This is a genomic window from Achromobacter sp. Root565, assembly GCF_001427425.1.
GTDB lineage: Bacteria > Pseudomonadota > Gammaproteobacteria > Burkholderiales > Burkholderiaceae_B > Achromobacter > Achromobacter spanius_D.
On record NZ_LMGO01000006.1, the window covers coordinates 88640 to 103335 of the forward strand.

Consider the following 14696-nt stretch of genomic DNA (forward strand, 5'->3'; position numbering starts at 1 on the left):
AACCAGGGGCTTCAAGTTGGTTTGGCGATACGGGCGCAGCACGTCGGGCCCGTTTCTTTCTCTTCCAATCGGGGGTCCGGCCGGCTGCTCCCCTGGTTGCGCGACCGGGCACGTTTTCGCCGCGCCGGAGTCGCGTCGCTTGCTACGGAGGGTCTTATGGCGAAGGTACCCGCAGTGAAATTGAACGACGGAGGCAAGATTCCGCAGTTGGGCCTGGGCGTCTGGCAAGTGCCGGACGATCAGGCAGCCTCCAGCGTGAAGGAAGCGCTGGCGGCTGGTTACCGGTCGGTGGACACCGCGGCCATCTATGGCAACGAAGCGGGCGTGGGCGCGGGCTTGCGATCGGCGGGCGTGGCGCGCAAGGACCTGTTCATCACCACCAAGCTCTGGAACGACAAGCACGGCTACGACGACGCGCACAAGGCGATCGACGAAAGCCTGGAGAAGCTGGGGCTGGCGTACGTGGACCTGTACCTCATCCATTGGCCGGTCGCGGGCAGCGAGAAGTTTCTGGACGCCTGGCGGGCGATGATCGAGATGAAGGAAGACGGCCGCGCGCGCGCGATTGGCGTATCGAACTTCACGCAGGCCAACCTGGAACGCCTGATCGACGCGTCCGGCGTCACGCCCGCGGTCAACCAGATCGAGCTGCATCCGGGGTTCACGCAGAACGCGCTGCGGGCATTTCACGCGCGGCATGGCATCGTGACCGAGTCCTGGAGCCCGCTGGCGCAGGGCAACATCACGAAGGAAAAGGTGATCCTGGACCTGGCGCAAAAGCACGGCAAGTCGCCGGCGCAGGTGACGCTGCGCTGGCATTTGCAGCACAACCTGGTCGTGATTCCGAAGTCCGTCACGCCGGAGCGCATCCGCGAGAACATCGACGTGTTCGACTTCGAACTGTCGCCGGCGGACATGGCCGCGATCGACGGCATCAAGGAAGGCCCGCGCCTGGGCCCGGCCCCCGAGAAGTTCGCGTAGCGCAGAATGGACGGCGGCCGGCGAGCTGCGGCCGGCCGTGACGTCCCTGGCTAGTGCCTGAGCGGGAACACCCAGTACCGCACGATGACCACGAGCAGGATGCTCAGGGCGGTCCAGGACGCCCAGTGCCACGCGCCGGTGCCCAGCAGGGCCGCCAGCAGGCCAAAGATGCTGAGCGCGCCCAGCAGGATCGGCACGCCCCACACGAACAGGAAGCCGCGGCTGCCTTTACCCGTCGAATGGCTCATGCGGGTGTCCTTTGCGGGGCCGCGGCGGCCTGGTGTTTCTTGATGAGTTCGTTGATGCGCGCTTCGGTGGCGCGGCGGCGGGCCAGCCACAGATACAGTCCGCTCACCAGCACGACGATGGTGACGAGGTCCAGCAGCGCCCAGATGATCTTGAGCGGCAGGCCGCCGTAATCGCCGAAATGCAGCGGACGCGAGACTTCCAGCGCGGTCAGGTACCACGGCATTTTCGCCACGGTCGTCAGCGCGCCAGTCCGGCCGTCGATCAGCACGGGCGTGTTCAGCTTGGACGTCAGGGGCGAGTCGCCGCGCATCCAGGCGATGAAGTGTTGCGGGCTGCCGAATGCGTTGCCGGGGAAGGAGATGAACGACACTTCGTTGCCGGGCATGGCTTTGCGCGCGGTGTCGGCCACCAATTGCGCCGACGCGAGTTGCGTGGGGATGGGCTGGCCCTTGTAGGGTTCCAGCACGCGCGGCAATTCGGTGGACTGCCACAGGCGGAAGAGCGGCGTGGACAGCTCGTTGATGACGCCGGTCAAGCCCACGACCAGTGCCCAGACCAGCGTCACGATGCCCAGCAGGTTGTGCAGGTCCAGCCATTTCAGGCGTGTCGAGCGCGTGGCGCGCACCGTGCCGAATTCCAGCTTCTTCATGAAGGGGCCGTACAGCACGACGCCTGACACGATGGCGACACAGAACAGCAGCCCCATGAAACCGAGGAACAACTCGCCGGTCAGGCCCGCGAACAGGTCCACGTGCAGCGCCAGCATGATGCCCATGAACGAAAACTTGTCTTCGGTATAAAGCGGGCCATCGAGCAGCACGTCGCCCGTGCGGGCATCCATGCGGATCGCGTGGCCCGAGGCCAGCCCGTCACCCGGCGTCTTCGCCATGCCGACGAAGACCTGCGGCTCGTCCGGGTCGAAGGACAGGTAGTCTACGACTTCGTTCGGGTACATCGCCTGGGCGTTGGCCACGAGCTTGTCGAGGTTGGCGGGCGGTGTGCCGGCGGGCACCTGCGACAGCGGTTTGCCGTCGTCGAGCCAATGCTCGATCTCGTGATGGAACACGAGCGGCAACCCGGTCAGACAGATGATGAGCAGGAAAATGGTGCAAACCAGACTGGTCCATTTGTGGACCAGATACCAGGTTTTGATGGTGGACGCGGCGGTCATGGTGACGGCGGGAAGCGGCTTGGCGCCGCTCCTTTCAGGGCAGTGCGGGAAAGGAGAAAACATTATCACGAACAAGACCGATTCTCGTAACGCTATTTGACCCTTTCGGTAACGAGGCTGGCCGCGGGGACGGATCAAAGCGGGTTAAAAAGAGGGGTCAGATTTTTCCTTGCGGTATTCCCGAATCATCATGGAGCAGCGTTTTCTCAAGGTCCCGCGCAACGCGTCCGGCCGCGATTTCGCGGTAGGCGATGTACATGGACATTTTTCGCGCTTGCAACAGGCGCTGGACGAATTGGGGTTCGACCCCACCCGCGACCGACTCTTTTCCGTGGGCGATCTGGTGGATCGCGGGCCCGAGAACGAGGCCGCGCTGGACTGGCTGGCGAAGCCCTGGTTCTATGCGGTGCAAGGCAACCACGAGGACTACGCTATTCGCCACGTGCGCACGGGGCAGGTGGACGTGAAGAACTGGCGGGGCTACGGCGGCGGCTGGTTTCTGGATCTGCCAGCCGAGCGGCAAGAGGTGTTTGCCGAGGCCTTTACGCGGCTGCCGATCGCCATCGAGGTGGAAACGTCGTCGGGCGCGGTCGGGCTGCTGCATGCCGACTGCCCAGTGCTGTTCTGGCCCCGGCTGGAGTCCGCGTTGCAGGACCGCTACAAACGCACCAGCGCGGCATGCCAGTGGTCGCGCGACCGCCTGCGCCAAATGGACCGCACCGGCATTCTGGGCGTGAGGGCGGTGGTGGCGGGACACACCCCGGTGGCGTCGCCGCTGGCGCTGGGCAACGTGTACCACATCGACACCGAAGGCTGGAACGCCGGCTACTTCACCTTTCTGAATCTGGAATCCTTGCAGGCGTGGCCGCGTGAGGTCGTGACCGAGGCTGCGGCCGCCGAGTAGCGCGGGGCCGGACCGAAAAGAAAAACGGGCGCCGTCAGGCGCCCGTTTTGCGTGCTGCGTGGCCCCTCTTACAGCGGCCGGGCGGTCACGGCGCCGGGGCTGGTGACGGCGCTGGCGCTTACGCCGGCTGAGTCGGCCGGCGTAGCCGCGGCAGGGACGGCCGGCGTCTGCACGCCGCCCGCGGCGGGCATGGCCTGCGCCTGCGGGACGGGGACCGGCGCGGCGTCGGCACGGGGCACGGGGATCGGCATCAGCGGCGGCTGGATGGGACTGTCTTGGGGGGCCATGGCGCCGCCGGGGGGCAACGGCTTGACCGAGGTGTCGACGCCGTCGGTCGAGCGGTTGTTGTTCAGGAAGTCGGTCAGCGCGTCGCCGGAAGACAGGTCCAGCGAGGCCACCGCCTGGCCGGGCGGGAATTCGGAGAAGTAGTACTCGCCGTTGTCGACCAGCAGGCCGTCGGGACGCGGCGCCGGCTTGGCCTGCGGCACGTCCTTCAAGACCGGCTGCATGTAGTCCAGCCAGGTGGAGAGCGCCAGGCCGCTGCCGAACTCGTTGGTGCCCAGCGACTTGGGCTGGTCAAAGCCCATCCAGACGGTGGTGGCCAGCGTTTGTGTGAAGCCCGAGAACCAGACGTCCACGGCATCGTTCGTGGTGCCGGTCTTGCCGCCGATGTCGTTGCGCTTGAGCACCTGATGCGCGCGGGCGGCGGTGCCGTTGACCGTGACGTCGCGCAGGATGTCGTCCATGACCCAGGCGGTGCGCGGGTCGATGGCGCGTGCCTGCGCGTCGCCCGCAACGACGGGCTGGGTCTTCATCAGCACGTTGCCGGAGCGGTCCGTGACGTGGTCGATGAGGTAGGGCGTGACGCGGTAGCCGCCGTTGGCAAACACGCTATAGCCATTGACGACCTGCAGCGGCGTGGCGCCGCCCGCGCCCAGCGCGAGCGGCAGCACGGCGGGCCAACGCTCTTTGTCGAAACCGAAACGCGTCAGGTAGTCCTGCGCGTACTGCGGCGAAATCGCCTGCAGGATGCGGATCGACACCATGTTCTTGGACCGCATCAGACCCTGGCGCAGGGTGAGCATGGGCTCGTACTTGTTGCCGTCGTTCTTGGGCTGCCAGGCCTTGGAACCGGTTTGCTCGGCCGTCAGCATGAAGGGCTGGTCGGAGATCTGCGTGGCGGGTGTCAGGCCCCGTTCCAGGGCGGCCGCGTAGACGAACGGCTTGATGTTCGAGCCCGGCTGGCGCCATGCCTGCGTGACGCGGTTGAAGTGACCGCGGTTGAAGTCGAAGCCGCCGATCATGGCGCGGATGGCGCCATCCTGCGGCACCATCGACACCAGCGCGGCCTGCAGCGCGGGCATGTTGATGATTTCCCAGTTGTCGCCGTTCTTGTGGATGTAGACGACGGAACCGCGGCGGATGCGCTGGCTGTCGCTGGCCTTGGGATTGAGCGCGCGGGCCACAACCGCCAGGGCCTTCTTGTCCGAAATCGTGATGATGTCGCGCCCGCTGCGCGCCACGGTGACTTCGGTGGGGCTGGCGGCCAGCACGACGGCGGCAAGCAGGTCTTCGCTGTCGGGCGACTTTTCCTGCACGCCGTCCAGGATCTCGTCGAGCGCCTGGGCGTCCTTTTCCACGTCGGCGGGCAGCTCGACCTGGTCTTCCGGGCCCGGATAGACGGCGCGGCGCGTGTAGTCGATGATGCCGTCGCGCACGGCGCGGTAGGCGGCTTCCTGTGCCTTGGAATCGATCGTGGTGTAGACGTCGATGCCGGACGAGTAGGTGTTCTCCTGGAACACGCCGTACATCAGCTGGCGGGCCAGCTCGGCCGGATAGTCGCCATGCACCGCGAACCCGCGCGTGCTGCTGCCGTCCGAGCCGCGGATCGTGAGGCGCTGTTTCAGGGCTTCGTCGGTCTGCTCGGGGGTCAGGTAGCCCAGCGTCTTCATGCGGCCCAGCACGTAATGCTGGCGGATCTCGGCGCGCGGGTAATTGGTGATGGGATTGAACCGCGAGGGCGCCTTCGGAATACCGGCCAGCATGGCGGCCTCGGCGGGCGTGACTTCGGATAGCGGCTTGCCCAGATACGTGCGCGAGGCGGCCGCGAAACCATAGGCGCGATGGCCCAGGTAGATCTGGTTCATGTAGAGCTCGAGGATCTGGTCCTTGGTGAGCTCGGATTCGATCTTGAACGTCAGCAGCAGTTCATAGAACTTGCGCGAATACGTTTTTTCCGACGACAGATAGAAGTTGCGCGCGACCTGCATGGTGATCGTGCTGCCGCCCTGGGACTTGGAGCCCTTGACGATGTTGGTCAGCACGGCGCGTGCGACGCCCATCCAGTCGACGCCGCCGTGGCTGTAGAAACGGTCGTCCTCGGCCGCCAGCACTGCCTGCCGCATCACCGGGGGGATCTCGTCGAAACGCAGCACATTACGGTGCTCTTCGCCGTATTCGCCGATGAGTACCTTGTCCGCGGTGTAGATGCGCAGGGGGACGCGTGGCCGGTAGTCGGTCATCGCGTGCAGATCGGGCAGGCTGGGCCACGCCAGGGCCAGCGCAAGGCCGAGCACGACGGCGCCGCACACGGCTGCGCCGGCGGCGGCGATGCCCGCTTTGACCAGGAGAGGTTTCCAGGAGAGGCCCGATTTGCCGCCCGGGTTGGCGGAGGATTGCTGGGGATTGCTCATTGCAGGCGATTCTAGGGCAGAACGCTATAGACCGCCCAGGGCGCAATAAGGTTTCGGTAACGAAATCTGCCCATGCGAGCGGTTATTCAGCTTTTATTCAGGTGCGTGGAGCGCCGGGGACGGATTCTAGATAGCGCTGGGGCGGGGCGCCAAGCGCGCGGTGGAACATGGCCGAGAAGGCGCTGGCGCTGCGGTAACCAAGGTCTGCCGCGATGCGCGCCACCGGCACCCCCAGCGACAGCCGGCATACTGCGTCGGCCAGCCGCACCTGCTGCACCCACTGCCGGTAATTCAGTCCTAGTTCGGATTGAAACAACCGGATCAGCGTGCGCGCGCTGGCGCCGACTTCGCTGCCCCAGTCCTCGATGCCGCGCTGCAGGCCGGGCCGGTCCAGGATGGCCGTGCAGATGGCCTGCAGGCGCCGGTCGCGCGGCCACGGAATCTGGATCGGCACGATGCGCGCGGCGGCCAGCTCGGCCAGGATCAACGCCGCGATCTGTTCGACCCGTCCCCCGAGCGGGTAGTCGATGGGCTCGGCGGTCAGCGCCAGGATCAATTCGCGCAGCAGGCCGCTGACCTCGATCACCTGGCACTCGGGCCAATAGTCCCGGGCCGCGTCGGCATGGATGTAAAGGGAACGCATCGAGACCGCGCCCACCATGTCGACGCCGTGCGGCACGCCCGCCGGCACCCACAGCGCGCGCAGCGGCGGCAGGGCCCAGAAGCCGCTGGGCGTGGTCACGCGCATCACGCCTTCGACGGCATAGATGAGCTGGGCGCGCGGGTGGGTATGGGGACCCGTCTGCGCGCCGGCGGAGAATTCCTTGGCCATCGCGGTGACGACGCGAGGACGGTGCTGGTAGTCCTGGGCGTTGATGCTGCGGGCGGGATCGGGGACAGGGCGGACGACCATGGTGTCACTTCCGGCAAAAGGATGAGGGGGCGCCCGAAAGCGCGGTGCGTCTATTTTGTCACTGTGTTGCCACGGTGGTTGTCACTTTCTCGACGAAAATTGGCAGATTGCGCCGGCGCCGGATTCCTACACTGATGCCTGGTTCCGGCGCTTGGCCGGCTTGTCCATTTCCTTCGTGCGACCCATGAACTCCGCCCAGAATCCCGCTGTCGGCCTGTCTGCCTCGACCTCTGCCGCACCCGGTGCTGCGCCTGCCGCCGCAGCACCGGCCGTTGCCTCCGATCCCTCCACCGCCTTCAAGGTGCTGGGCGCGATCAGCGTGGCGCATCTGATGAACGACATGATCCAGTCGATCCTGCTCGCCATCTATCCCATGCTCAAGGACTCGTTCAGCCTGACGTTCACGCAGATCGGGTTGATCACGCTGGTCTACCAGCTTGCCGCGTCGCTGCTGCAGCCGTTCATCGGCTTTTATACCGACCGCAACCCCAAGCCGTATTCGCTGCCCGTGGGCATGGGCTTCACGCTGGTGGGCCTGTTGATGCTGTCGATGGCGCCGTCGTTTGGCTGGCTGCTGGTGGCGGCGGTGCTGGTGGGCACGGGCTCGTCGGTGTTTCATCCCGAATCGTCGCGCGTGGCGCGCATGGCGTCGGGCGGCCGCCACGGATTGGCGCAGTCGCTGTTCCAGGTGGGCGGCAACGTGGGATCGGCGCTCGGGCCGCTCTTGGCGGCGCTTTTCATCATTCCGCACGGGCAGGGCAGCGTGGCGTGGTTTTCGCTGGCGGCGCTGTTCGGCATCGGGGTGCTGATGTGGATCGGACGCTGGTACAGCGCCAACCGCGTGCTCCTTAAGCCGCGGGTGCGGCGCGAGGGCGCGGGAAACGGGTTGTCGCGCAATCAGGTGCTGGGCGCGCTGGCGGTGCTGGGCGTGCTGGTGTTCTCAAAGTATTTCTACCTGGCCAGCCTGAACAGCTACTTCACCTTCTACCTGATCGACAAGTTCGGGCTGTCGGTGCGCGAGGCGCAGCTGTATCTCTTTCTGTTCCTGGCCGCCGTCGCGGTGGGCACCGTGGTGGGCGGGCCGGTCGGCGACCGCATCGGCCGCAAGATCGTGATCTGGGTGTCGATCCTGGGCGTGGCGCCTTTCACGCTGCTGCTGCCGCACGCGGACCTGTTCTGGACGGGCGTGCTGGTGGTGATCATCGGCATGGTGCTGGCCTCGGCCTTCTCCGCGATCGTGGTCTATGCGCAGGAGCTGGTCCCGGGCAAGGTGGGCATGATCGCGGGGTTGTTCTTCGGCTTTGCCTTCGGCATGGGCGGCCTGGGCGCCGCGGTGCTGGGCCGGGTGGCCGACGCCACCAGCATCGGCTACGTCTACCAGGTGTGCGCCTATCTGCCGCTGTTGGGCGTGGTGGCGATCCTGTTGCCGAAGATGCGTCGGGTGTAGGCGTAGGCGGCACGGGGCGGGACAGGCTTTCCGCTGCCCCGGCCCCCTCTGGCATCAGCCCGCCCGCAGCGATCGCAGGCGCGGCAGGCGGTGTTCGATGCCGTCGATCTGCCCGGCGCTGCCGTGGTGAATGACGGTCACGCGGGTGGCGCGCAGTTGCGCCAATTCCTCCGCGCTGACGTCAAAGCTCTTGGCCAGGCGCTGATCGGTGAGCGGGCGGATCGGCTTGCGGCGGTCCTTGCCGCCGAAGCGGCGATGGTTGTACACGGCCCACGCCACCAGCACCGCGGCGTTGACCACGGCTAGAACGACATAGCCCCACAAGGTCTGCACCGTCGGCAGAAAGACGGGCAGCAGCGGCGCATCCGGGCCGCTGGCGGCCCCGCGCAGGATCGCCAGAATGCCGGCGCCAAAGAGGTAGACGAAAGCGAACCAGCCGAAGGCGGTCAGCGCGAAGTCGAACAGGTAGCCCGCGCGCGAGCGTTGCGTGGTGATGATCATGATGCGTCCGGTGATTTGATGCCGCGGTCGGGGCTGGTCCAGCGGGCGCGCTGGGCCTGCTTGCGCAGCATGACCTTGGGGAAACTGACGAGCGTGGTGAAGAGACTCACCATCCAGTAGGCCAGCGGATACCAGATGACCCAATACAGCGAGCGCGCCAGGCCCGGTTCGTAGCGGCGGTCGATCAGGATGCTGACGCCGAACTGCAGCAGGCAGACGACCGCCAGCATCATGCCGGTGAAGGCCGGCGGCAGCAGGCTGGCGATCTGCATGTTGTTGGGCAGCGCGACGATCTGGCTGACCAGCCACAGCACCACCGACAGCGCGAACGCGAACGCCCAGGCCGTCGACAGGCAGAACTCGGCCATCAGCGGCCACAGCCGGCGGTGGCGCCAGTTCCAGATCGAGCGCAGGTTCTTCAGGAACACCTCCGCGCCGCCCTGCGACCAGCGCAGCCGCTGCTTCCACAATCCGCGCAGCGTCTCGGGCATCAGGATCCAGCACAGCCCGCGCGGTTCATAGAAGATGGACCAGTGGTCGCGCTGCAGCTTCCAGCTGATGTCGATGTCTTCGGTGATCATGTCCAGGCTCCAGTAGCCCGCGCGGTCCAGCGCAACGCGGCGGAAGGCCGCGACGACACCCGACACCGTGAAGACTTGGCCATACACGCGCTGCGTGCGCTTGATGAGCCCGATGATCGAAGAGAACTCCCCGACCTGGATACGCCCGATCAGCGTGGAGCGGGTGCGGATGCGCGGGTTGCCGGTGACGGCGCCCACGCGCGGATTGTCGATCAGCGGCGCCACCAGATACGCGGCGGCGTCGGGGTCGAGCAGGGCGTCGCCGTCGATGCACACCAGGTATTCGCTGCGGGCCGCCAGCGCGCCCATGCGCAGTGCCATGGCCTTGCCCTGGTTCTGCGCCAGATGCACCACGCGCAGGCGCGGATGTTCGGCGGCCATGCGGTCCAGCAGCGCGGCCGTGCCATCGGTCGACCCGTCGTTGATGGCGATGACCTCGATGTGCGGATAGTGCTGGTTCAGGGCGGCCAGCAGGGTTTCTTCTCCGTTGTCGGCTTCGTTGAAGCACGGCACCAGAATCGACACCAGCGGCGAGCCGGCCAGTTCGGGCGGGGTGCGTTCGGCGCCCCATGCCCAGTGGCGCTCCCAATGCCACCAGAAGTAGATGCCGCCCGCCATCCACATGCCGGACATGAACAGCGGATAGAAGAACACGAAGCCCAACAGTGCTTCGCCGGTCAGCATCAGGGTGAAGCCGAACGGCGCGCCGAGCACCGCGCAAAGAATCAGCAGGGCAATCAATCGATCAGTCATTGGAGGGGATACCAGGCTTCGGAGATGGCGGGCCGGATGCCTTGCAACCGGGGCTGGTCTTGCGAGAAATCGTCGGGGTAGTAGCCGAAGCTGCGGGCGCCGCGCAGTTGCAGGCGGTGCATCCAGCCGGCCAGCACGTCGGTGTCCACCGGTGTGGCGTCGGGCCGGCCGGGGCCGGTGCGCCAGTCGCGGCTTTGCAGTTCGAAAACGGTCCTGGACAGTGCGCCGGGCCGGCGGGCGACGGTGTCGACCAGCTCGTCCAGCCACGCGTTTTCCTTGCCGGGCGCCACGTTCTCCATCAGCGGCATCGCCATCGGCGCGGTCCAGTCGTACGCGGCCAGAAAGTCGTCCAGGTTCTGCGCGAACCAGGTTTCGCTTTCGGGATTCAGGATGGGCTGGGCGTAGATGTTGCGCGCCGTCTTGATCTGCGGCCCGCGCACGGCGCGCACCTTTTCCGCGAGCGCCGCCGTGAAGTCCACCAGATAGCGGCTCTTGTAGCGGGTCCAGCGCTGCATCGTCTCCGGATCCGCGCGCAACGCCGCGATGCTGCCCGGCAACCCCGCCGCGCGGTACGCGGCCAGCGCGCCGGGGCTGGCGTCCTCGAAATCCGACAGCAGCGCGTCGTCGTGGAACAGGATGCCGTCGAAGATCGCTTGGCGAGCCAGATCTTCGTACAGGTCGCCGATGCGCGCGCGCACGGTGGCGTCAAACGGCGACAGGCGGCGGTACTGGTCCGGGCCCGGCGCCACCTGTCCGCTGTCCGGATCCCAGCGCTCAACACGGGGCAAGGCCGGGTCCATGTCGAAGGCCAGCACGGGCATCCATGCGTAGACCATCACGTTGGCGCGGTTGTGCAGTTGCCACGCCGCGCGGTTGAAGAGGTCGGCGCGCATCGGCAGCCAGCGGTTGGGGAAGTACAGCGACTTCACCAGCCCATCGCCCTGCGGGTCGGAATAGGCCTGCAGGAATACCGTGTTGATCTGCATGTCCAGGATGCGCTGCACCAGCACCCCCAGATTGCGGTCGGTCTGTTCCGGGTCCGGGTCGTAGACGTAATCGAGGTCGATGTGTGCGACGCGCATGAAGGGGTCGGCCTCCATGCCCACCACGCTGTTGGCGAACGACTTGAGCGCCGGATCGCTGGCCAGCAGCATGCGCGGCGTGGACATCAGGCGGGACAGGCGCCCGGGTCCGTCTTCCAGCGTCAGCGCCATCTCGTAGCCGTTCTCGGCGGTGATGCGCAGCGTGGAGCCGCCTTCCGCGCCATACGGCCAGACCCACACGCGGGGTTTCTTGCCGGCGGCCTTGCGGATCTTTTCCGTGATGGCGGCCACGTCGCGGCCCATGCGGGCGTCGAACTGCGCCTCGGTCTCGTACTGGCCGGTGCGCGCATCAAAGGCGCGGATCGCAGCGGCCGGCTCGGTGTTGCCCTGCGGATTGGCCAGCGCGCCGTAGTGCGAAGCGTCCGTGTGGGCGGCGATTTCGACCAGCCCGGAACGCGAGATCTCGCGGACCTCATTCCAGTTCAGGAAGCGTTGGCGGGCCTCGGGCGTGCCGCCGAAATCCACCGGACGGTCGGACGGAGTGTCCATCCACGCGCCCACGGGCGCCAGCAGGGCCGGCCAGCCGTAGGCCTTCAGGATGGGCAACACGCGGGTGTGGAAGCTGCGGTAGCCGTCGTCGAACGACAGCAGCACGGCGCGGTCGGGCAGCGGCTTGCCGCCTTGCCGGGCCGTCAGGATCTGATCCACCGACACGGCCTGATAACCGTTGGCGCGCAGCCAGGCCAGCTGTTCCGTCAGCCGGTCCGTGCGCACGCTGAGAAAGGCCTGGTCGGGGTCGTCGTCTTCGACATCGTGATACGCCAGGGCCAGGAACTGGCCATTGACCCAGGGCCGATCGGCGGCCGCGACCGGACGTTCGGCGGGCGGCGTGTAGACGGGGATGTCCTTGGCGCAGGCAGTCAGCGCCAGAATCAAAAGGAACAGCATGCCGGCGAACAACAGCCGGATATGAAGTTTGAGCATCATATCGTGTCCGAAAAAACCGGGTCAGAAGCGGTAGGCAAGGTCGAAGACGACGCGCAGTTCACGCTCGCGCTCGCCGTCGTAGGGCCGGCTGGTGCCGGTGACCATGAAGCCCATGTCCAGGACGTCGTTGGCGCGGTAGCGCTGGCCATAGCCCAGCGCCAGGACGCCGCCCGTGCCGTAGCCCTGCTGGCTGTAAGTGCCGGCCCCCAGCGTGCCGATCTGCTCCCACGCGGTTTCGTAACGGCGGTGCAGCGTGTGCGTCAGCCGCACGCCGGGCAGGGCCAGGAAGTCGGCGCTGGGGTTGAAGTAGGGCGCATCGTCGCGGTTGTTGCGCTGGGTCGACAGGCCCAGCTCCAGGTCGGCCTTCAGGTGCGGCGCGGTGTAGACGCGCTCGCGGCCGGCCAGCCCGAATGCCCAGCGCGTGTTGCCGTCGCTGAAATGCGACGGGGCGGCCGATAGCGTCCATTCGCGCCGCTCGTCGGCACGCCAGCGCACGTACATTGACAGGCCGTTGGACGAGATGTCGTTGGTCAGCGCGCGCAGCGGCGTGTCGCGCGACAGGATTTCGGCCGAGCCGCCTACCTGCCAGTGGTCGTTCAGGTCGTAGGCGGCGGACAGCCGCGCGCCGGGCTTGATGCCGTGGCCGTAGTCGTTGGTGGAGACTTCGCCTTCCAGCGTCAGGTCGCGCACGCGCCATTCCACGCCGGTGCGCAGCCAGCGGTAGATGCCGTGGCCTTCCTCGAAGTCTCCCGATGCGTGGCCGCCGCCGCCAAAGGCGCGCCAGTCGTAGCCCATGGGCGGCGAATACAGCACGGCGTCGATGCCGAAATCGCCATTGCCCGTGACCGGACTGTCCGAGGCCAGGCCGCGATATCCGGTGATGCGCAGTTCGGCCTTGCGGTGGACCTCCCATTCGCGGGCCAGGCGCCGGCTGGTCAGGTTTTCCGGCGAGCGGGCCAGCGTGTCGGCGGACAGCGCCTCGGCCTGCCGCCATTCCTGCAGGTCCAGGGCGGTGAAGCCTTGGCCGTTCTCCACCGCCAGGTCGCGCGGCGCCAGCGTTTCGGCCAGCTTCAGTTCGATCTCCGAGGCGCGGGGCTGCGAGCGGGCGCGGTGAACGGTAGCCAGGTCGCTGCGCAGCGCGGAATTGTTGGGCGCCTGCCGCACCATCTGCGACAGGCGCTGGTGGGCCTGGACCGTGTCGTCGGCCTGAAGGTGCGTGGCGGCCAGGGTCTGGCGGCTTTCCAGGTTCAGGTCGTTGGGCATGCGCGTGGCCTGGCCCTTGTAGTACAGCCAGGGGGCGTAGCCGGACTGGACGGCGTCCGTGACCGGGGGCGTCTCGTCGAACTGTTCGCCTTCGGCCAGCGCGTAATACAGGCCGGTCTGCGTGGCCAGGCGCTGCGCCGGATCGTCGCCGGGCGCGCTGTCGCTGGCGGCCACCTGCCGGTACAGGTCGCGGGCGCGCTCGGGCTGGCGCAGGTACAGATAGGCGGAGGCCACGTCGCTGAGCGCGTAGCGCGGCACATCGACGCCCTCGGCCACCAAAGCCTCGTATTCCTGGATCAGCGCCTGCATCTGCACCCGGGCGTGCAGGGCGTGCAGGCGGTCGATCCGGGCGCGCAGCACGTCGGCGCGGGCCTCGTCGCCCAGTTGGCGCCAATCCGCGATCGCGGCGTCGTAGCCCGCCAGCGCGCGGTCGGCGACGGCAAACCGTTCGGCCTCGCCGCGCCCCGGCATGGCCGCCAGCCGCGTTTCCTGCGCCAACGCGTCGGCCTGCAGGGTGCGCATCTGAGCGGGGGTAAACAGCGTTTCATGACGGCGCGCCCAGTCCAGCGCCACGTCGGCCATGCGCGCGCCCTGAAGCGCCTGGATGTATTCGCGCAGCACGTAGGACGTGGCGGGCGCCAGCGCCAGGGCCTGATCGGCCTGATGCAAGGCTTCAAAGGGCAGGGATTGCCGCGCATAGACGTAGCTGAGCGCGAGCCGGGCGTCGGCGTCGCGCGGGTATCGGGCGATGCGCTTCTCGCCCGCGGCGATGGCGGCCGGGAATTGCCCGGCATCGGCCAGCGTCATGATCTCGCCGGCCGCGAAGGCGCCTTCGCCCGGATGGCGGCGCAGGCCCGTGCGGAAGCTGGCGAGCGCCTGCGGCCAGCGCTGCGCGTCGCGGTACGCCCGCGCCTCGGCCAACTGGACGTCGGCCGAAGGTGCGTAGCCGCCGGCGCGGGGCCGCTCGATCGGCGCGTCGTGGTTGCTCGACGGGCCGGCAAGCGCCAGCACGGGCGCCAACATGGCGCCGGCCGCGATCAGGTTCAGTCTGGGTCCAACGGCGTTTGGCCGCCTGGGTCGTTCGATTGGCATCTGTATGACATCCGCAGTGGCAATTCGGGGCGTCCATGGCTCCGCCGCGCCGGACGGGCGCGAGCACCCGGCAAAGGCGGCCGCAGGCGCACAAGGCGCCGGCAGCGCGGAGATGAAC

11 protein-coding genes are annotated in these 14696 nt (G+C 67.4%); 3 read left to right on the forward strand and 8 right to left on the reverse strand.

Features of this window, described 5'->3' with window-relative positions; translation table 11 throughout:
• Window positions 1–156 precede the first annotated feature (156 nt).
• Window positions 157–981: an aldo/keto reductase gene (locus tag ASD71_RS21820; RefSeq protein WP_056569747.1), complete on the forward strand. Its 825-nt coding sequence runs from the start codon at window positions 157–159 to the stop codon at window positions 979–981.
• Between the two features lie 50 nt (window positions 982–1031).
• Here the strand turns inward: ASD71_RS21820 and ASD71_RS21825 are convergent, their stop codons facing one another.
• Both ASD71_RS21825 and ASD71_RS21830 read right to left on the reverse strand, forming a co-directional pair.
• On the reverse strand, window positions 1032–1229 hold the full coding sequence (locus ASD71_RS21825) for a hypothetical protein (protein ID WP_056569749.1): 198 nt from the start codon (window positions 1227–1229) through the stop codon (window positions 1032–1034).
• Complete coding sequence (locus tag ASD71_RS21830; RefSeq protein WP_056569751.1) at window positions 1226–2401, reverse strand: PepSY domain-containing protein; 1176 nt, start codon at window positions 2399–2401, stop codon at window positions 1226–1228. The genes ASD71_RS21825 and ASD71_RS21830 overlap by 4 nt, the downstream gene beginning before the upstream one ends.
• Before the next feature lie 190 nt (window positions 2402–2591).
• Between ASD71_RS21830 and ASD71_RS21835 the strand changes: the two genes are divergently transcribed.
• On the forward strand, window positions 2592–3305 hold the full coding sequence (locus ASD71_RS21835) for a metallophosphoesterase (protein WP_056569753.1): 714 nt from the start codon (window positions 2592–2594) through the stop codon (window positions 3303–3305).
• A 68-nt stretch (window positions 3306–3373) separates the two neighbouring features.
• Here the strand turns inward: ASD71_RS21835 and ASD71_RS21840 are convergent, their stop codons facing one another.
• Together ASD71_RS21840 and ASD71_RS21845 are read right to left on the reverse strand one after the other, a co-directional pair.
• Window positions 3374–5998, reverse strand: a complete 2625-nt coding sequence (locus tag ASD71_RS21840) for a penicillin-binding protein 1A (RefSeq protein ID WP_056569756.1) — start codon at window positions 5996–5998, stop codon at window positions 3374–3376.
• A 97-nt stretch (window positions 5999–6095) separates the two neighbouring features.
• Window positions 6096–6911, reverse strand: a complete 816-nt coding sequence (locus ASD71_RS21845; RefSeq protein ID WP_056569757.1) for a helix-turn-helix domain-containing protein — start codon at window positions 6909–6911, stop codon at window positions 6096–6098.
• A gap of 184 nt (window positions 6912–7095) precedes the next feature.
• On the opposite strand from ASD71_RS21845, the gene ASD71_RS21850 reads away from it, so the two are divergent.
• Window positions 7096–8358: an MFS transporter gene (locus tag ASD71_RS21850; RefSeq protein WP_056570554.1), complete on the forward strand. Its 1263-nt coding sequence runs from the start codon at window positions 7096–7098 to the stop codon at window positions 8356–8358.
• 54 nt (window positions 8359–8412) lie between these two features.
• On the opposite strand, the gene pgaD is transcribed toward ASD71_RS21850, so the two are convergent.
• From pgaD to pgaA, 4 genes are read right to left on the reverse strand one after another with little or no spacing between them, the layout of a single operon-like run.
• Complete coding sequence (pgaD, locus tag ASD71_RS21855) at window positions 8413–8859, reverse strand: poly-beta-1,6-N-acetyl-D-glucosamine biosynthesis protein PgaD (RefSeq protein WP_056569758.1); 447 nt, start codon at window positions 8857–8859, stop codon at window positions 8413–8415.
• Complete coding sequence (gene pgaC, locus ASD71_RS21860) at window positions 8856–10193, reverse strand: poly-beta-1,6-N-acetyl-D-glucosamine synthase (RefSeq protein WP_056569759.1); 1338 nt, start codon at window positions 10191–10193, stop codon at window positions 8856–8858. The genes pgaD and pgaC overlap by 4 nt, the downstream gene beginning before the upstream one ends.
• Complete coding sequence (gene pgaB, locus ASD71_RS21865) at window positions 10190–12223, reverse strand: poly-beta-1,6-N-acetyl-D-glucosamine N-deacetylase PgaB (protein WP_056569761.1); 2034 nt, start codon at window positions 12221–12223, stop codon at window positions 10190–10192. Before pgaB ends, pgaC begins: the two co-directional genes overlap by 4 nt.
• A gap of 21 nt (window positions 12224–12244) precedes the next feature.
• A complete protein-coding gene (gene pgaA / locus ASD71_RS21870; RefSeq protein WP_056569763.1) occupies window positions 12245–14578 on the reverse strand; it encodes a poly-beta-1,6 N-acetyl-D-glucosamine export porin PgaA in 2334 nt (777 codons plus the stop codon).
• Between the last annotated feature and the right edge of the window lie 118 nt (window positions 14579–14696).